Origin of the sequence: Mucilaginibacter sp. (assembly GCF_028288225.1) — a bacterium.
Classification (GTDB): Bacteria; Bacteroidota; Bacteroidia; order Sphingobacteriales; family Sphingobacteriaceae; genus Mucilaginibacter.
In genome coordinates this window covers 68,357-88,158 of record NZ_JAQBOC010000072.1, presented here as the reverse complement: position 1 = coordinate 88,158, position 19,802 = coordinate 68,357, and the positions used below count along the sequence as shown (strand labels likewise).

14 protein-coding genes are annotated in these 19,802 nt (G+C 41.5%); 7 read left to right on the top strand and 7 right to left on the bottom strand.

Annotated features, from left to right (window positions below; translation table 11 throughout):
- Positions 1 to 227 precede the first annotated feature (227 nt).
- The 3 genes from JWQ54_RS21250 (at position 228) to JWQ54_RS21240 (ending at position 3,418) form a co-directional block, all read left to right on the top strand.
- Positions 228 to 1,115, top strand: a complete 888-nt coding sequence (locus JWQ54_RS21250; RefSeq protein ID WP_299589053.1) for a class I SAM-dependent methyltransferase — start codon at positions 228 to 230, stop codon at positions 1,113 to 1,115.
- 185 nt (positions 1,116 to 1,300) lie between these two features.
- Complete coding sequence (locus tag JWQ54_RS21245; RefSeq protein WP_299589050.1) at positions 1,301 to 2,362, top strand: hypothetical protein; 1,062 nt, start codon at positions 1,301 to 1,303, stop codon at positions 2,360 to 2,362.
- A 93-nt stretch (positions 2,363 to 2,455) separates the two neighbouring features.
- The gene (locus tag JWQ54_RS21240; protein WP_299589048.1) at positions 2,456 to 3,418 is read left to right on the top strand and encodes a Gfo/Idh/MocA family oxidoreductase; all 963 of its coding nucleotides are present in this window, start codon (positions 2,456 to 2,458) and stop codon (positions 3,416 to 3,418) included.
- A gap of 110 nt (positions 3,419 to 3,528) precedes the next feature.
- On the opposite strand, the gene JWQ54_RS21235 is transcribed toward JWQ54_RS21240, so the two are convergent.
- A complete protein-coding gene (locus tag JWQ54_RS21235; RefSeq protein ID WP_299589045.1) occupies positions 3,529 to 5,904 on the bottom strand; it encodes an ABC transporter permease in 2,376 nt (791 codons plus the stop codon).
- Positions 5,905 to 6,001: 97 nt separating this feature from the next.
- Entirely contained in the window at positions 6,002 to 7,651 is a 1,650-nt protein-coding gene (locus tag JWQ54_RS21230) for an NAD+ synthase (RefSeq protein WP_299589042.1), read from the bottom strand.
- A gap of 97 nt (positions 7,652 to 7,748) precedes the next feature.
- Here JWQ54_RS21230 and gldB point away from each other — a divergent pair, with 97 nt between their 5' ends.
- Positions 7,749 to 8,792 (top strand): gliding motility lipoprotein GldB, encoded by a 1,044-nt coding sequence (gene gldB / locus JWQ54_RS21225; protein ID WP_299589039.1) that lies wholly within the window; start codon positions 7,749 to 7,751, stop codon positions 8,790 to 8,792.
- Positions 8,793 to 8,870: 78 nt separating this feature from the next.
- On the opposite strand, the gene JWQ54_RS21220 is transcribed toward gldB, so the two are convergent.
- The 5 genes from JWQ54_RS21220 to JWQ54_RS21200 form a co-directional block, all read right to left on the bottom strand.
- Positions 8,871 to 9,056: a hypothetical protein gene (locus JWQ54_RS21220; protein WP_299589037.1), complete on the bottom strand. Its 186-nt coding sequence runs from the start codon at positions 9,054 to 9,056 to the stop codon at positions 8,871 to 8,873.
- An 89-nt stretch (positions 9,057 to 9,145) separates the two neighbouring features.
- Positions 9,146 to 9,349 carry a KTSC domain-containing protein gene (locus tag JWQ54_RS21215; protein ID WP_299589035.1) on the bottom strand — a complete coding sequence of 68 codons (204 nt, stop codon included), beginning with the start codon at positions 9,347 to 9,349 and terminating at the stop codon, positions 9,146 to 9,148.
- A gap of 112 nt (positions 9,350 to 9,461) precedes the next feature.
- Positions 9,462 to 12,176: a DNA ligase D gene (gene ligD, locus JWQ54_RS21210; RefSeq protein ID WP_299589033.1), complete on the bottom strand. Its 2,715-nt coding sequence runs from the start codon at positions 12,174 to 12,176 to the stop codon at positions 9,462 to 9,464.
- Positions 12,177 to 12,186: 10 nt separating this feature from the next.
- On the bottom strand, positions 12,187 to 12,360 hold the full coding sequence (locus JWQ54_RS21205; RefSeq protein WP_299589030.1) for a DUF3606 domain-containing protein: 174 nt from the start codon (positions 12,358 to 12,360) through the stop codon (positions 12,187 to 12,189).
- A gap of 125 nt (positions 12,361 to 12,485) precedes the next feature.
- Positions 12,486 to 13,358 carry a DUF4349 domain-containing protein gene (locus tag JWQ54_RS21200; protein ID WP_299589027.1) on the bottom strand — a complete coding sequence of 291 codons (873 nt, stop codon included), beginning with the start codon at positions 13,356 to 13,358 and terminating at the stop codon, positions 12,486 to 12,488.
- A gap of 576 nt (positions 13,359 to 13,934) precedes the next feature.
- On the opposite strand from JWQ54_RS21200, the gene JWQ54_RS21195 reads away from it, so the two are divergent.
- From JWQ54_RS21195 to nrfD, 3 genes are read left to right on the top strand one after another with little or no spacing between them, the layout of a single operon-like run.
- Positions 13,935 to 15,209 (top strand): cytochrome c3 family protein, encoded by a 1,275-nt coding sequence (locus JWQ54_RS21195; RefSeq protein ID WP_299589024.1) that lies wholly within the window; start codon positions 13,935 to 13,937, stop codon positions 15,207 to 15,209.
- Positions 15,210 to 15,247: 38 nt separating this feature from the next.
- Positions 15,248 to 18,304: a TAT-variant-translocated molybdopterin oxidoreductase gene (locus JWQ54_RS21190; RefSeq protein ID WP_299589021.1), complete on the top strand. Its 3,057-nt coding sequence runs from the start codon at positions 15,248 to 15,250 to the stop codon at positions 18,302 to 18,304.
- 24 nt (positions 18,305 to 18,328) lie between these two features.
- On the top strand, positions 18,329 to 19,801 hold the full coding sequence (nrfD, locus tag JWQ54_RS21185; RefSeq protein ID WP_299589019.1) for an NrfD/PsrC family molybdoenzyme membrane anchor subunit: 1,473 nt from the start codon (positions 18,329 to 18,331) through the stop codon (positions 19,799 to 19,801).
- The last annotated feature ends 1 nt before the right edge of the window (position 19,802 follow it).

The window sequence follows — 19,802 nt, the reverse complement described above, 5'->3', positions numbered from 1 at the left end:
TAATGAACAAAAACAGCAATACATACTTAAAAATCACCGTTTTATGTAAACAAAACTAAAAACGCCTTTTTTTTAAAAACATCGAAATCGACGCTTTCGAAAAAAAAGGAGTTTTTAGAAGTTACCTTTAGTCCAAAGTCGAAATCTTAAGATATGTTTATATTTGCACCCGTTTAAAATGCGAAAAGCGGCTTTCGACTTAAGACTACAGACTTACGACTTAAAAAATGATCCAACTACTCACCCCCACACACTGGAAAGATTACGAACTGATTGATTGCGGTGATTTTGAAAAGCTTGAGCGTTTTGGCAATGTGATTTTGATCAGGCCCGAGCCGCAAGCAGTTTGGAGCAAAGCTTTAAACAATGCCGAGTGGCAACGCTTGCACCACATTAAATTTAAAGGTCGCTCAGCAACATCAGGGGAATGGTTAAAAAAGAACCCCGCCACACCTGATCGCTGGCACATTGAATATAAAAACCCGGAAGCAAGCATCAAATTCAGGCTGGCATTAACCTCATTTAAGCACCTCGGTATTTTTCCCGAGCAGGCAGTTAACTGGGACTATATCACCCAAAATATAAAGAAGTTTAAAACCCCCGAGCCTAAAGTGCTCAATCTGTTTGCCTATACTGGCGGCGCTTCATTAATTGCGCAGGCAGCAGGCGCTGACACTACCCACGTTGATTCAATTAAACAGGTAGTTACCTGGGCCAATGAGAATCAGGAGCTATCAGGTCTAAACAACATTCGCTGGGTTGTTGAGGATGCACTTAAATTTGTAAAACGCGAGCTAAAACGCGGAAAAAAATACAATGGTATCATCCTTGATCCACCGGCTTATGGCCATGGTCCCAATGGAGAAAAATGGAAGCTGGAAGATAATATTAATGAAATGATGGGCGATGTAATGCAGCTGCTCGATCCTGATGAGCATTTCCTGATATTGAATACCTACTCTTTAGGCTTTTCATCTGTGATTATTGAAAACCTCATAAAAAGTGCCTATCCGAAGGTGCAAAACCTGGAAACCGGCGAACTTTACCTGCAGGCAACGGCAGGTTCAAAGCTGCCTTTGGGTGTGTTTGGCAAGTTTTTTAAAGCGGCGCTTTAGAGGTCAAAGGCTGGAGGGTTAGAGATATGAAGAAATTAAATTAATAAACTATTCTTAGTGTAAAACTGCACACAGCCAACCGGACACTGCAAGCTGATTACAAAATTGTTGATAATTTTAGCCATACCAACTCCAAAAAAGGTGTTACTTTGCGGCACCCCTGTTACATACAAAAAATTGTTAAAATGAAAGTGAAAAACGTTCTTCTATCTGTTGTATTTATGCTAACCTTATTAATGCTGTTTTCAAGCTGCAGCCAGCCGGCTTCTATTAAGGACAAGGCTGCTGATCCAAAGGATACTACCCAAAAAGTTGCCGCAGCAGCAAAAGAGGATACTGTTCCTGCACATGTAGTGTACCCGCCAATTGATAAAAAGCTTTATGATTCATTAATGAAGCGACTGGCAAATGGCGATACCACCGGCAAATGGCCCGTTAAAAATACACCTTATCCTTTACCCGGCGCAATTTTGCCTTTTAAGAGAGTGGTTGCATTTTACGGAAACCTTTATGCCAAAAAGATGGGTATTTTGGGTGAGCTGCCTCCAAATGAAATGCTCGCCAAATTAAAAGGGGAAGTAAAAAACTGGGAAAGGGCCGATCCAAAAACGCCGGTACAACCGGCTTTACATTATATTGCAGTTGTAGCCAGTGGCGACGCTGGTAAAGATGGTAAATACCGTCACCGGATGCCACTTAAACAAATAGATACAGTTTTGAAACTTGCCAAAAAGGCGCATGCTATTGTGTTTTTAGATGTGCAGGTAGCATTAAGTACTATAAGGGTTGAACTGCCATTACTTGAAAAATACCTGAGTATGCCAAATGTACACTTTGGTATGGATCCTGAATTTTCTATGAAGGACGGAACACATCCCGGCAAAAAAATAGGTACTTATGATGCTGATGATATTAACTATGTATCAGGTTATTTAAGTGGTTTGGTAAAGAAATATAACCTTCCTCCAAAAATTTTAATAGTACACCGCTTTACAAAAAAGATGGTAACTAACTATAAAAATATAAAATTACATCCCGAAATTCAAATGGTAATAGATATGGATGGCTGGGGCGAACCTGATTTGAAAGAAGGCACTTACCGCTACTTCATCAGGGAAGAGCCTGTTCAGTTTACCGGCTTTAAGCTTTTTTATAAAAATGATATAAAAAAAGCACCGCATCATATGTTAACGCCTGAAGAGGTTTTAAAGAAAAGGCCTTTTCCAATTTATATTCAATACCAATAATCATGTAGAGACACAATACTTTGTGTCTCTTGTTCAAGTTATTAAAACATAATCAGAGACGCAAGGTATTGCGTCTCTACGTTTTTAAAAGAAATGATCAAATGGGGCATCATAGGTTGCGGGCGTATAGCGCACCGCTTTGTACAGGGGCTTAAAGCAATTCCCGGTACGGAATTGGTATCTTTATGGTCGCGCAGGGAAGAATCTGTTAATAGCTTTGTTAAACAATATGGAGGCCATGCCTGTAAAACGGTTGACGAACTGCTTGCCAGCGATATCGATGCCGTTTATATTGCCACGCTGCCCGATAGCCATGCGCAATACTGCTTCGCTGCTTTTAACGCTGGTAAACATGTGCTGTGCGAAAAACCAGCTGCTATTAATCTACCCATCTTAAATACGATACTTGAAGCTGCCAGGTTTAAAAAGTTGCTTTTTATGGAGGGGATGAAGCCTCCATTCTATCCGTTATACCACCGTTTAAAAGAATATTTAATTACTGATCCTATTGGCCCGGTTGGTTATGTAAGGGCGGGATCATCAGTTGCCGATATTCCGTCAGAGCATCCTAATTTTAGTTATGACCTGGTTGGCGGTGCAATAATGGGGATTGGTATTTACGAAGCATTTTTAGCAATCGACTGGTTGGGGGAAACCCAACAAGTGCAAACTATGGGCCGCTTTGGCGAAACAGGCATTGATATGTTTGCTATTTTTCAAACCCTTCATACAAATGGCTACGCCCAGCTTTATGCAGGGTTTGACCTTCATGGAAAAGGCGATGCTTTGATCTGCGGTACCACAGGCAACATAACCATTCATAAAAACTGGTGGAACCCTCAACGGGCTACTATCAGCTACCTTGATGGCAGGACAGTTGAAATAGATGAGCCTTTTAAAGCAGGTGGCCTTAACTATGAAATTGGACACTTCTGCCAATTGATAAACGAAGGAAAATCGGAGAGCCCTATCATCAGCCATGAAATGTCAAGACAAATGATCGCCATGCTTGATAAAGCAAGAGAACAGATAGGGCTGAAGTTTAAGGGAGAATAATTTTGTCTGAATCAGAATTTAAAGAATTTTTAAATTGACAGAATCTTAACGATACCAGAGAACGCGCATCTTGAAAATTCTTTAATTCTGAGAATTCTGATTCAGACCCCTCACTCACTCTTCAAACTCTTAACCGGATTAACCAACGCCGCCTTTATCGATTGGAAACTTACCGTTAGCAATGCTATTAATAATGCTGCGGTACCTGAAAGTATAAACACCCACCAACTGATTTGGATACGATAGGCAAAGCCCTGCAGCCAGCTATGCATTGCCCACCAGGCTAAAGGTGAGCCAACAATGAACGCCATAAATACTAGCCTTACAAAATCTTTAGAAAGTAAAGCCGCAATGCTTGTAACAGAAGCACCCATTATTTTGCGGATGCTTATTTCCTTTTTTCGTTGCACTGTGCTGAATGCGGAAAGACCCAGCAAACCCAAACAAGAAATTAGTATAGCTAATGTAGAAAAGCAAACAAACAAACTGCCGAAGCGCTGCTGGGCAAGGTATTGCTTGTTATAAGCCTCATCTTCAAAAAAGTAAATTAAGGGTAAGTCGGGCACCAACTTCTTCCACTGCTTTTCTATCTCGTTGATGGTTTGCTGAATATTAGCTGAGCTGAGATCTAACGTTAAACAGGTAAAGAAACCACTGATGGGCCTGATAGCCAATGGCTGCACCAACTCCTGCGATGAATGAAAATGAAAATCTTTTACAACGCCAACAATAGTTCCTTCGGCTTTAAATTGTTTAAAGGGTTTGCCAATGGTCTCGTCAAGATTTTTATAGCCCATTTTTTGAACCATCGTTTCATTGATTAGCATGGCCTTTTCATCCAAAGTAAATTGCTTGTTAAAGCCGCGCCCGGCTATAATTTGGATGCCGTATTGATTTAAAAAGTCGCTGTCAAAGTAATAGGTTTCTGCAAGTACATCCTGGCTGGCGTTTTCCTTATCTGCTATTATGGTTGAGGTTTTGTTATTCGGCATTCCGGGTACGCTTGACGAGTAGCTTACACTTGTTACACCAGGTATGGCGGTAAGCTGTTGTTTTACAAGATCGGGATGATCGGTTATGCGCTGGTCAAATTGATAATCGATAACTAACTGGTGGGCCTTTTTGAACCCAAGTTGCTGGTTCTGCATAAAATCCAGCTGGTTATAAACTACAATGGTGGATATGATGAGCACAATGGAAATAGAAAATTGTGCCACCACTAACGATTTACGCAGGATCAGGCTGCTACTGCCGGAAGCCAATTGTCCCTTTAGACTGCTGATCGGTTTAAACCCCGATAAGAATAGGGCTGGATACGCGCCGGAGAGCAAGCCCACAAATACCGCTATTAATAATAACCCGGCTATATAATATAGATTGTCGAAGATCCCGGTGGCAATGGTGGTTCCTGTAAGCTGGTTAAACATAGGCAGCAGTAAGGCAGAGAGTCCTAAGGCAATTACAAAAGCTACCAGGCAAAGCAAAACAGAATCGGTAAAAAACTGAACAATCAATTGTTTTTTTGTTGCGCCGAGCACTTTCCGCACACCGATCTCTCTTGCGCGCTTTAAAGAAAATGCAGTAGTTAAATTGATGAAATTAAAGCATGCAATAAATAAAACGAAGATGGCGATAATAGAGAAGATATAAATATTGGTAATGCTGCCGTTCTCCGAACTGCCCGTTCTATGCCCGCGCGGCTTGCCATACAGGTAAACTTTTTTTAAGGGCTCAAGTGACAGGCTGTATTTCGACTTGCTCTGATCCATATTACCATTGACTATACCAGCCAGCTTCGCACTTAGCTTAGCCGGATCGGTACCGGGCTTTAGCAACAGGTAAGTATAAAAGCCAAAGTGCGCCCAGTTGGTTTGCTCCCCCATGTGAAAGGTGGAGATAGAAAAAAGCATATCAACCCGCAGGTGCGAATTGTAAGGAATATCCTTCATTATCCCAGTAACAGCAGCTTTTTCCTGGCCGTTAACCAGCAACGTTTGCCCCATTGGGTCGCTATTGCCAAAATACTTTTTCGCGGCGGTTTCGGTGAGCACTACATTAAACGGCACATCAAATAAATGCCTTGCGTCGCCGCGCAGCAGTGACCATGTGAAAACAGAGAATGCGGAAGCATCAGTGTAGGCTATCTCTTCCTTAGCTGCATTGTTTGGGTTGCTCTGGATGATCATATCATCCATAAAAACCCTGGTGGCAATTTTTACCTCGGGGAAGGCAGCCTGTATGGCCGCCGCCATAGGCGCTGATGTGCTTTCATAATTAATGCCCAGCGGAGTTTTAACATCTGTTACCAAGCGGTAAATATTATCAGCTTGTTTATTATAACTATCCCGGCTTAGCTCAAACTGCACATACAGCAAAGCAAAAAAGCAAACGCAAATGCCGGTGCTTAAGCCAATAATATTGATAGTTGAAAATGCCTTGTGGTTTAGGAAATACCTGGATGAGGTTTTGATGTAGTTTTTTAACATATGCTGGTAATAGGAATTACAAGATAGAAAAAAAACAATTAACCAACATTGCTGCGCTAAAACCCGCGGCAGTGAATTACAAGATAGAAAAAAACTATTACGACAAATATTTCCCTACTATCGGCATCCTTCTCCCCATGCCAAAAGCCTTTGGCGATACTCTTAAAATAGGTGGGGTTTGGTAGCGCTTATGTTCGGCAAGGTTAACCAGCTTTATCACCCGTCGAACGGTATTTTCATCGTAGCCCATTTTTATGATCTCGGCCGATGAACGTCTTTCTTCAATATACACCTGTAATATCTTATCCAAAATATCATATTCAGGCAGCGAGTCGGTATCCTTTTGATCGGGCCTTAACTCTGCTGATGGTGGTTTGATAATAGAATTTATAGGGATAATTTCCTTGTCGCGGTTAATGTGCCTGGCTAGCTCAAAAACCTGCGTTTTGTAAACATCGCCAATAACAGAGATACCGCCGCACATATCGCCATATAATGTTCCGTAGCCTACAGCTGCCTCGCTTTTGTTGGAGGTGTTTAATAAAATATAGCCAAATTTATTACACATGGCCATCAGCAATACTGCCCGGCTGCGCGACTGGATATTTTCTTCAGCAATATTAAACGGCAGTCCCTTAAACTGTGGACTTAGGGTGGCTTCAAAGGCTTCAGTAATATTTTTTATAGCGACAGTTTCATGCATACAACCCAGGTTGTTAACCAGGTCCTCCGCATCTTTGATAGAGTGGTCGCTTGAGAAATGTGAGGGCAATAATACCGCCATAACATTTTGAGGGCCTAAAGCTTCAGCTGCCAATGCACATACCACTGCAGAATCAATCCCGCCTGAAAGACCCAATATCGCCTGTTTAAATCCCGATTTATAAAAATAGTCCTTTATCCCTAAAATAATCCCTTTGTGGATCTGCTCAATATCGCTTTGTCTTTCAACTTTAAGTGTTGTAGGGTGTTCAAAAGTTACAATGCCTTTATCGTCCAAAGTATAATAAGCAACGCTCTCCTCAAAATAAGGCAGCTCATCTATCAGCTTTCCGGTATTATCAAAAATTAATGATCCGCCGTCAAAAATCAGTTCGGTTTGTGCGCCCACATGGTTTACATATAGCAAGGGTAGCTGATATCTTTTAGCATTATCGCTTAAGATATTAATCCGCTCCTCATCATGGTTATATGCAAAAGGCGAGGCAGCAATATTTATCATCACATCGGGCTTTTGCGCTATCAAAATGTCCATTGGGCGGGTAACATATAGTGGGTTTTCGATGGTGTTCCAGAGGTCCTCACAAATGGTTAATGCTATCCGGTGCCCTTTAAATTCAATGCAGTTAAACTCGGTTGATGGTTCAAAATAACGGTACTCATCAAAAATATCATAGTTGGGCAGCAGTGCCTTATTGGCCACTGCTTTAACTTTACCTTCTTCGATAAAATAAGCAGAGTTGTTTAAATCCTTTCCCTCGGTGCGGTGGTTAGGGGTTGGCAAGCCTATTATACAGGCAATGCCATAACACTCTTCGGCTATTTTTTGTGCCGATGCTTCGCAAAGGTCGATAAACTCATCAAACTCCAAAAAATCGCGTGATGGGTAGCCGCAAACGCATAGTTCGGCAAATACGACAAGGTCGGCGCCATTGGTACGGGCCTTTTGAATATGCTCAATAATTTTGGCAGTATTTGATTCAAAATTTCCGACATGATAATTAAGCTGGGCTAACGCGATCTTCATTTATAAAATTTTCTGATTGATAAATAACAAACGGTTTAATTCCGTTGATTGCATATTTAAATGCAAATAAAAATTATTTTTGCTCAAAGCACAAACAATGACTGTTTTAAACCCCAAAAAACCATTTTATTTTTTCTTTTTAGCCGCTCTGGTTATCAGCGCATGTACAAACCATAAAAGGATTGATGTTAGCAATATACCTGTTGATGTTAAGATTGAGCGCTTTGATAAAGAATTTGACGCTATGCGTACAAAACCAATGGGAGCACAAGCCGCTTACCTACAGCGTAAATACGGTGTGTTTTATCACGATTTTATTTGTGTGATATTGCAGGAAGCCCGCATAAACACGCAAGATACATCCTATTTTGAACTGTTACGAAAGGTTTTTGCCAACCAGGGTTATAACGACTTAAAGCATGACGTTGATTCTGTATTTAAAGATGGGCTGGATAAGCAGAACGACGAGCTAACCGACGCCTTCAGGCATATAAAATATTACTTTCCAAAAAAACAGCTGCCCAAAGTTTATTCGTTTTACTCGGGCTTTGAGCATCAGGAGATGATTGGCAATAATTACTTCGGCGTTGGGCTTGATTTATTTTTAGGCGGAAACTCGCGATTTTATCCTTCACTTGCCAATCTTTACCCGCATTATATGTCGCAATTTTTTAATAAGGAAAACATAGTGCCGCGTATTGTTGAGGGCCTGGCCCGCGAAGACATGTTCCCAGAGAGCGACAGCAGCAAAACCCTGTTATCGAAAATGATTTACAATGGCAAGATTATGTACTTTATGGACCAGGTGCTCCCCGATGTGGGCGACAGTACCAAAATTGGCTACACCAATGCGCAAATAAAATGGTGCGAAGATTTTAAATCGAAAATATGGGCCTATTTTTTAGATGAGAATTTGCTTTACGAAAGTGACTATCCCAAAATCCAGAAATACCTTAACCCGGCGCCTTTTACCCCCGGACTGGGCGAAAAGAATGAATCGGCGCCAAAGCTTGCCATCTGGACGGGCTGGCAAATTGTAAAACAATATATGGAGAGACATCCTGAAGTTACCCTGCCGGCACTAATGGCCAATTCAGATGCGCAAAAGATCCTGAACGAATCGAAATATAAGGGAAAGTAGGGGGGGGTGAAAGTATTGAGTCTGTAGTCTTAAGTCACTTTGCTATTGACTTAAGACTTGTTACTAAAGACTTTGGACTTACTTAAGTATTGCGAATATAGATTTCAATGCTAATAAAACACCAATGATCAATATGATATTTGATACTATTGAAGAGTAATGAAAATCAGCAAAACGCAAGTAAACACCTATTGTACCTATCACTATTGCAAGTACCATTAATTTATAGTGACCTTCTGCGTTGGCGTTTTCTGTTGAGTTCATTTTATTTTTGTTTAATGTGGCGCAAATATAATTGTTTACCTAAAAATTTAAACGCATTTTATAATTTTAATTTAAAGTGACGTAAATATTTACACCTGCCTGATCTTTTTATATCGGTATTTGCCCTTTATCATGTAATTTAAAAATGTCCCTTTTGAGCCTGCAATTTTCATTTCCTTAAAAACTTCGGGAGGTACGCCTAAATAATCGTACACAGCACCAGACGTATAAGTTATCCGCAGCGATGATTTCTCTTCATTGTATTCCATATCTGCAACAACAGATGAGGGCATAGTTATAAGATTTAAGAGTCAAGATAAAAGAGTCAGGACGGAAGCGTTTCTTTTATGTATTGATCCTGCATTAGTTTTCTTGCTTCCTGATCTCTTGCTTCTTGTCTCTTTGTTAGCTAAATGTGGCCTGTGCTTTTTTAATTGTTTTCTCCAAATCAATGCCTTTACCTAATACGCCCTTAAACAGGTCGCCTGTTTCTTTAAGGCGATCAATGGAATTAAAAATAGTAAAGTGTTTCATTGTAAGGCCGGGTTTTACTTCGTCCCAATGCAATGGCATGGATACAGTTGCACCGACTTTTGGACGCAGCGAATAAGGACCGGCAATAGTAGCGCCGGGGCGGTTCTGTAAAAAATCAAGATACATCTTTCCATTCCGGGCAGCAACCATTCTTTCCAAACTTGTGTAATCCGGCAATTGCTTGTGTACTATGCCAACAATAATACGGGCAAACATCTGTGTTTGGTCATAATCATATTTAGCATCCATCGGAATATAAATATGCATCCCCGTTGAGCCTGATGTTTTACAGTAAGAGGGAACGTCAATGGCGTCGAGCACTTTTTTTACTTGTTGCGCTGCTTCAATAACCTGGTCGAACGTGTTTTTGTCAGGATCAAGATCTATTACACAATAATCCGGGTTATCCGGCGACTGCACACGGCTAAACCAGGGGTTTATTTCAATACAGCCTAATGATGCCATCCACAACAGGCTGGCTTCATCCGTGCCTACCAGGTATTCTTTATGCTCTCCTTCGCTGGTAGTATAAGGGAATGTTTTGGCCCAATCAGGGGCTTTATCCTTTACATCCTTTTGGTAAAAGCTTGGTCCGTGAATACCACCAGGAAAGCGGTTGAGCGACATTGGTCTATCCTTTAAATAGGGCAGCATATATTCGGCAACCTGGTAATAGTAATTAAACATATCCCTTTTGGTTACCTTATCTTCGGGCCAGTAAATTTTACTCAGGTTGGTAAACTTTAGCTCATGGCCGCAAATTTTGCGCACCTGTGTTTCTTCTTTTGGGTTTAGTAAGGTTTTTCGTTCTTTACCTTTTGGCGGCTTTATGGCACTGGCATGAGCGTCATTTTCTTCTTTTTCAATTGTTTCCATAACATCATCAGTATGCGTTGCTGTTTCCCTAACTACGTCTTTAGCCATTTTATCAATTCTCATTCCCTGGAATGAAGGGTGCCTGAACACGCCATCGCTGGTTACCTCGCCGTACTCAACTTCGCAAACCAGCTCGGGTTTTAACCAGGTAGCTTTCGCTTTGGGCGGATTGGGCCGGAAACGTGAAGGTTTATTTACATCGGGGGTTGTATCAAACGGACTTTTATTGGTTATCAATGGCTTAAATTGCGCCATCATTTCCTTTTGTACCTTATCACTAAAGCCGGTACCCACCTTACCCACATATTGCAACCCTCCATTTTCATAAACGCCTAATAATAGTGAGCTGAACTGCTTTGAAGTATCAGCGTTTTTGGTATAGCCCCCAATAATTACTTCCTGGCGTTTATGTACTTTTATCTTTAACCACTCTTTTGAACGCAGATCAGGTGAATAAATGCTGTTTGCTTTTTTAGCGATGATCCCTTCCAGCCCCATCCGCTGAGCGGCGTTAAAAAAATCAATACCGCTGGCATTAAATACTTTGCTTATTCGCATACGGTCATCGGTGGTTGGGAGCACCTCTTTTAATATAGCCTGCCGTTGGATCAACGGCAAACTCATCAGGTTTTTTCCCTCGTACCAAAGGATATCAAAAACATAATAAACCAGCTCGCCATCCGCTTCACTACGCCAGTTTTGCAGATCGCCAAAGTTGGAGATGCCTTTTTCATTCAGCACCAGGATCTCGCCATCCAGAACAGTGTTAAGCTTTTGTTTCTTTAACAGATCATATATCGGGTAAAATTTTTCGTGGAAAGTCTTATTGTTGCGCGATAGCAGTTCTACTTCGCCCTTGTTAATAAAGGCCAGCGCACGGTAGCCATCCCACTTAACTTCATACAGCCAATCCGGATCGTCAAAAGGTTCATCAACCAGTGTGGTAAGCATTGGTTTTATTTTTTTGGGGATAGATGATTTTGGTGCTGATTTTATAAGAGCGTCAGTATCAATGCGGTCTGTATCCGGCGTTTCATCAGCAAGTTCTTCAGGTTCAGTCGCTACTTTTTTTTTAGTAGATTTTTTGGGTTGATCTACCATTTCTTCGTGGCCATTTTGCCAAACTTTGTCGCTTGTTTTTTCCATCGCGGCAATGGTTTTGCCGGATATTACCGATTTATCCTCTTTGGTAATATCCTTTGCTGATGCGAAATCATCATTGTGTTTTATCAACAGCCAGGCATTATCGCCCATGCCGTGGGTTTTTACAAGGGCAAACTCTCCATGCAGTTTTTTGCCATTAAGTTTTATTTTTAATGAGCCTGACTTGAGCTGAGCCAGTAAGGCTTTTTCCTGCGCCTTTTTACCTTTTATTTCTTCAATGGGTTCATAAGTTCCTTCATCCCAAACAATAACAGTACCGCCGCCATATTCTCCCTCCGGTATAATGCCTTCAAAATTGCGGTAATCATAAGGATGGTCCTCCACCATCATGGCCAAACGTTTTGTTTTTGGATGGGTGGAAGGCCCCTTGGGTACGGCCCAGCTTTTTAATACGCCATCCATCTCCAGCCTTAAATCATAATGCAGCCGCGACGCATCGTGCTTTTGGATCACGAATGTCAGCTTATCCTTATCCTCGCTTTTGCCCGCTTTAGGCTCGGCAGTTTTGGTGAAGTCGCGCTTCTCTGCGTATTTTTCCAGGCTCATAACAGCAGGTTTATTTATTTAAATAAGCTTCAACTTCTTTTGCGGATGAACCCACAGCTTTAATTGCCGATCTTAATTTTTCGGGAGTGACACCAAATTTTTTAGACCAGTATTCCAGCTCATAATATTCGCTTGGATTGATCAGATCCCTATCCGGGCTCCCTGTTTTTGTTTTATCGTCCATGGTTATTAATAATTGATTTCACTATTAACAATAATGGGCCGATATTGGTTTTCTTATAAGGGAATAATATTTATTATTAAATAAAAACGGGCGAACAGATGTTAAGCGCCGCCCGATTTGTGTATTTAGGCTTTAGCATGGAGAACAGGCCTTTTGTTTTTATAATACCTTATCACCACCCACACCCCCAAGCCTGCTATTATTAATACCCATAAGTTTGCCAGGCCTAATAACAGCTCTTCAAATATTGACCATCCATTTTCGATAGCACTAACCAGGCGTTTAAAAAACGGAAGATTGTAAGCTGTCGGATCATCATTGGCTATGATCTCTTTATAAATGGTATTGCTTTGATAAAAACTGAGGGTAACTATACTGTTTTTAACTTCATCATCAATTTGGCTGTTGCCAATTTGCTGGTCAACCATGTCATCTTTTAAAAGCAAAACATTGGCGGGGTTTTTTATAACGATCTTTCCTCTTTTTTGCTGGCTTACCAGTTCCTTGCGGCTTTGAAGCTTGAGCCTTGCCGCAAGATAATCCAGCGATTTATCAGAGATATCCAATTGACGGTTATTAATATAGATACCCATGCGCTCCACCTCATTCATAAAGCCCTCCAGCTTATCTGTCGGGACTTTTACAGTAATGTCAGCAGTAGTATTAAAGGCAGTTACCCTCGTAACAGAATCATCACCCCTGCGAACATCCATACTGCGCAGCTCGGATGAGCCGACCTGGTGGTGCAATACAAGGCCATGGTAACTTGTAGTAAGGGCGGTAATATGTTCGCTGGTTTGCTGCACGTTTTTTACTTTAAAGCGCATATCGGCAGTTTTTACCAGTTTAGGGGGTGCTAAGATAGCTGAATCTGCTACTTTAAGGGTGTCAGCATTGCTACTACTATTGTTGACAAATTCTTCAGAGCCATGTTTTCCTTTACAAGCGCCCAGCAGAACAAGGCCTGCCAGCAGTGGGATTAAGGTTTTTGATTTCATAATAATAAAATTTAATTTGTTTTTTGGTACTTATTGATACCGGATACTGACATAAGGTGACCCTTGAAAGGATTTTAGATCTATGATTTGCAGGACTTTAGAATTACAGGGTCTTTTATAGGGTTTTTGAGTATCAAAACATGGGGCTTAGACCCACCAATCGCGTAGTTGAAAGCTAGGCAATGTTTAACCACGGGTTCCGCTGCGCTAAACTTGCTGCAGCGAATGCCAAACATTGTATGGACACCGACAAATGCAGGGTCAGCGGGGCCTGCAAATATTTTTACCTATCACTATTGACTAGAACGCTCACTCTTTTGCAAAAGCTATGTAAGTTTTTGATTAATAAGCAATTACTAATTGATGTAAAAAGAACACTATAATTATGGATTTTTAGCGATTTAGGGCACAATAAAAACTTATTTAGAACAATTATAAATTAGATATTGCTGTCATTTATTTGTCACTCATACTGTAATAAATTTTACTTTTGTGGCTGAAAATTTCGGGTTATATATACATTTCTTCGTGAATATCAATCATTAACAATAAAATTATTTAGTATAAATACGCTTTATGAGGAGTTTCTCATTGATTTTTAAACAATTCTCACGGTCGGTTTTACTGATTGCCTGTTTTGCTTTTTTGGGATTGCAGGCCCATGCGCAGGGGGATGCCGCTAAGGGCGAGGCCCTGTTTAAGGCCAAATGTACATCGTGCCATAAGGTTGATCAGATCCTAACCGGCCCTGCTTTAGGTCCCCAGTTAACTGAGGAAACTGATGATAAATATCTTATCAAATGGATCCAGAACAACCAGGCTTTAATTGCAGCTAAAAACCCTAAGGCCGTTGCCATTTTCAATAAGTTTGAGCAGAAAAGCATGACCGTTTTTCCGGAACTTAGCGATGCAGATGTAACCAACATTATTACTTATGTACGCAATGACTGGAAAACTTTGCAGGCTGCAAAGACAGCTGGCCCGGCTAAGGGTGAGGGGGCGGCTGCTGAAGAAAAAGGCCCGAGCGATGTGGTTATCTTTTCATTATTAGGCGTTATTGTTCTTGCCTTTATAATTATACTTGTTTTAAACAGGGTAATTTCAACACTTGAGCGCCTGTTATTAAAAAACAAAGGTGCTTTAGTTTTAGAAGACGAAGAAGTTGAGGGCGAACCGGTTGACCGTTTAGCCGGCTTAAAGAAGCTTGCAAAAAATAAGAAACTGGTTTTCTTTGTCCTGCTTTGCGGAACGCTGGCTTTAGGCAGCTGGACATGGGTTACCATGTGGACCACCAACGTTCACCAGGGTTACCAGCCGGTGCAGCCAATAAAATTCCCGCATGATCTGCATGCCGGAGCAATGAAAATTGATTGCCAGTACTGCCACTCAGGTGCATACAAATCAAAAAATGCATCAATCCCGTCATTAAACGTATGTATGAACTGCCACAAGGTTGTTAAAACTGAGTCGCCCGAAATTCATAAGATCTATGATGCATTGGGATATGATCCTCAAACTCAAAAATACGACAGTACAAAAACAAAACCTATGCAATGGGTGCGTATTCATAACCTGCCAGACCTGGCTTATTTTAACCACTCACAACACGTTAAAGTTGCCGGTTTAAAATGCCAGACATGCCATGGCCCTGTTCAGGAAATGAAAGAGGTTTATCAATATTCGCCGCTTACCATGAAATGGTGTATCCAGTGCCACAAACGCACAGATGTTAACATGAAAGGTAACGCTTATTACGAAAACCTGCAGCAGGTGCATGATTTGCTTAAAGAAGGCAAAAAGGTTACCGCCGCATTAATGGGTGGTATTGAGTGCGGTAAGTGCCATTATTAATATTATTAAAACGTAGCATTACAGTTTATATAGCTTAAATGGATAGCAATAAAAAATACTGGAAAGGTTTAGAAGAGCTGAACAAAACCCCGGAATTTGTTGAATTAAATAAACACGAATTCGCGGAGCCAATTCCTATCGAAGAAGTTTTAACCGGTGGTGGTTTGGAAGGCAAATCTCCGCGTCGCGATTTTTTGAAAGCGCTGGGCTTTGGCGTTGGTGCTGTAACCCTGGCTGCTTGTCAGAAAGTGCCGGTTCATAAATCAATACCTTATTTAATAAAACCGGAGGAAGTTACCCCGGGGATCCCTAACTACTACACTTCAACTTATGAAGGACAGGCTATTTTAGTTAAAACCCGTGAGGGCCGTCCGATCAAAATTGAAGGTCATCCGAATGACATTATAGCAAAAGGTGGTGCAAGTGCACAGGCACAGGCATCAGTACTTGACCTGTATGATGTTAACCGTTTGAAAAACCCGTTGAAGGATAATGGTGACAGCGGATGGTCACAGGTAGATGATTTTGTTGTAAGAGAGTTGTTAAATATTAAAGCCGGCGGTAAAAAGATCCGGATTGTATCATCAACAGTAACCAGCCCTTCAACCCTTGGTGTTATTGCTGATTTTATTACGCAATTCCCTGCCGCAAAACATATTAATTACGACGCAGTATCATATACCGGTATCATCCAGGCAAATCAAAATAGTTTTGGTAAAGCAGTATTGCCGCACTATAACTTTGATAAGGCCGATATAATTGTAAGTTTTGCTGCTGATTTCCTGGGCACATGGATCTCTCCTGAGGAGTTCACCAGGCAATATGTTTCAAACAGGAATAATAAATCGCTCGAAAGCAAAAAAATGTCGCGCCATATTCAGTTTGAAACTGGTATGAGCCTTACAGGTTCAAATGCCGATGTAAGAATCCCTATTAAACCATCAGAAGAAGGTTTGGCGCTGGTAGCTTTATATAATGCAGTATCAGGCTCAACATTGGCCGGAACAAAAGCATTAACTAATAAGGTTGCTGAAAATGCAATCGCTATAGCAGCAAAAGAATTAATTGCAGCTAAAGGTAAAGCATTGGTAGTTGCAGGTTCAAACGATGTGGCTGCGCAGGTTTTGGTAAACGCTATCAACTCCCTGTTAGGCAGCTACGGAACTACTATCGATCTTGATAATCCCTCATTACAATATGCAGGTAACGATGCAGAGTTTGCTGAGCTGGTAAATGACATGAAAAGCGGCCAGGTTGATGCCTTGTTCTTTTTAAATGCTAACCCGGCTTATGATTATTACAACAGCAAGGATTTTACAGAAGGGTTAAAGAAAGTACGTTTAAAAGTATCATTCGCTTCAAATACTGATGAAACTTCAGCACTTTGTAATATAGTGGCTCCAAATCATCATTACCTGGAATCATGGGGTGATGACAATGCGCTTTCCGGATACTACACTGTATTGCAGCCAACCATTAACCCGGTTTATGATACCCGCCAGGCTGAACAAAGTCTGATGAAATGGAGTGATAACCCTGCAAAAGATTATTATACTTATGTGAGGAACAACTGGGATAAAAACCTGTTAGCTAAAGGCGGCTTATCAGGCCAAAGCGGATGGGAAACCCTTTTGCAAACCGGCTTTGTTAAAGCAGCATCTGTAACAGCAGGTACATACACGTTCAGCAAAGACCTTAATGCGGTTGCGCAAACTGTAATAGATCACAGCAACCTGCTTGCAGGTGATAAAACAGAATTACAGCTTTACCAAACCGTAGCAATGCGCGATGGTAAACGTGCCAATAACCCATGGCTGCAAGAATTACCTGATCCGGTATCAAAAGTAACCTGGGATAACTTTGCAGCCATGTCTCCTTCAGATATGAAGAAGAAAGGTTTGCAGGATGGTGATGTTGTTAAAATAGATGCAAATGGCTATTCAATAGCGTTGCCTGTATCGTCACAGCCAGGTCAGGCACAAGGTACTATATCAGTAGCGGTTGGTTATGGCCGTACAGTTGTTGGGCCGGTGGGTATTAACGTTGGTAAAAACGCTTTCCCTTTCCATAGCTTGCGCAACGGAACACTGCAAACAAGCGCTACTGCAATATTAACCCCAACAGGCGAAAATTCACCTTTGGCGCAAACGCAAACGCACCACTCCATCGAGGGCCGTAACAGTATTATAAAAGAAGCATCTTTCACAGAATATCTTAAAAGCCCGGCAACAGGCACGGGTAAGGGTGAAGGGCATAAAGATTATACTGAAAAGGATAACCTGTTCTGGCAAAAATATGAGCGCCCTGCCTATGATTGGGTAATGGCAATTGACCTTAATGCATGTACCGGCTGCGGTGCTTGTGTGGTAGCTTGTAGTGCTGAAAATAACATTCCGGTTGTAGGTAAGGATGAAGTAAGGAGACGCCGTGAAATGCACTGGATCCGTATTGACCGTTACTACAGCTTTAATGATAATGGAAAAGATGGTGGTGTTACAAGAGAGCATGAAATTGCTAAGCTTGAAGATCTTGATCACGTAAAGGTTGTTTACCAGCCAATGCTTTGCCAGCACTGTGACCATGCACCATGCGAAACTGTTTGCCCTGTATTGGCAACTGTTCACTCATCTGAGGGCTTGAACCACATGGCTTATAACCGTTGCGTTGGTACACGTTACTGCGCTAATAACTGTCCATATAAAGTGCGTCGTTTTAACTGGTTTAACTATTGGAACGATTCGCGTTTTGATAACTACCTGAACAACGAGCATACACAATTAGTACTTAATCCTGACGTTACTACCCGTTTCCGCGGGGTAATGGAAAAATGCTCAATGTGTATTCAACGCATCCAGGCAGGCAAGCTTAAAGCTAAAATAGAAAAACGCCCGCTTAAAGACGGTGATATTAAAATGGCTTGCCAGCAAACATGCTCGGCTAACGCTATTGTGTTTGGTAATAAAAACGACCCTGAATCTGAAGTTTCAAAAGCTTTAAAGAGCGAAAGAACTTATTACGTTTTAGAAGAGCTAAACGTACAGCCAGGCATTGGTTACCAAACAAAAATTAGAAATATATCTGAATTAGAGGCTTAATTAATTACAAGAGAGATTTAAAATATGGCATCTCATAGTGAATCAATAATCCGGGAACCGTTAATTACAGGGAACGACATCACATACGCCCGAATAACTAACGATGTGCTGCGCCCAGTAGAAAATATGCCCGGTAAAGCGTGGTGGATAGGTTTTTCTGTAGCGTCGTTGGGTGCTTGTCTTTGGGTATTTGCCGTGAGTTATACATTTTGGTATGGCGTAGGCTCATGGGGATTAAACAAAACAGTGGGCTGGGCCTGGGATATCACCGGTTTCGTGTGGTGGGTAGGTATTGGTCACGCCGGAACGCTTATTTCGGCAATCTTATTATTGTTCCGTCAAAACTGGCGAAACTCCATCAACCGCTCGGCCGAGGCGATGACGATCTTCGCGGTAATTTGCGCCGCAACATACGTAGTATCGCACATGGGCCGCCCGTGGCTGGCATACTGGCCTTTGCCGCTGCCAAACCAGTTCGGCTCAATATGGGTTAACTTTAACTCGCCGCTGGTATGGGACGTATTTGCGATATCAACTTACTTTTCCGTTTCGTTAGTGTTTTGGTACACAGGTTTATTGCCTGACCTTGCTACCATCCGCGACCGCGCTACAGGCATCCGCAGAAAAATATATTCTGTATTGTCATTCGGCTGGACAGGATCAGTAAAAACATGGCAGCGTTTTGAAACTGTATGTTTGATACTTGCAGGTATTTCAACACCACTGGTGCTTTCTGTACACACCATTGTATCAATGGACTTTGCTACCTCCCTTGAACCGGGATGGCACACCACTATATTCCCTCCATACTTCGTTGCGGGTGCAATCTTCTCGGGGTTTGCCATGGTGCAAACGCTGTTGCTGGTAACCCGTAAGGTATTAGGTTTGGAAAACTACATCACCATGTTCCACATTGAAGCGATGAATAAGATCATCCTTTTAACCGGATCAATTGTAGGTGTAGCTTATTTAACCGAGTTTTTTATCGCTTACTATTCAGGCGGCGAATATGAGCAATATACTTTCTTAAACAGGTTTATCGGGCCATACTGGTGGGCAGGTTGTATGATGTACGGTTGTAACGTATTGATGACCCAGTTAATGTGGTTCAAAAAGATCCGTACAAATATTCCAATTTCATGGGTGTTGTCTATCGTGGTTAACATCGGTATGTGGTTTGAACGTTTTGTAATTATCGTTGTTTCCCTGCACCGCGATTTTATACCATCAAGCTGGGCAATGTTTTATCCAACCTGGGTTGACGTAAGCGTGTTTGTTGGTTCAATAGGTTTATTTTTTACCATGTTCCTCTTGTTCATCCGCGTATTGCCTTCAATTGCAATGGCCGAAGTGAAACTGATATTAAAGAGCAGCAGTGAGCAGGCTAAGAGAAAATTAATTGACAGTGGCCACATGGAGCCGGAGCAGGTAGAGTTTTATAAAGAATCATTAACATCGTTTGACAGCGTTGATATTACTGATTACCAAAAAATATAAA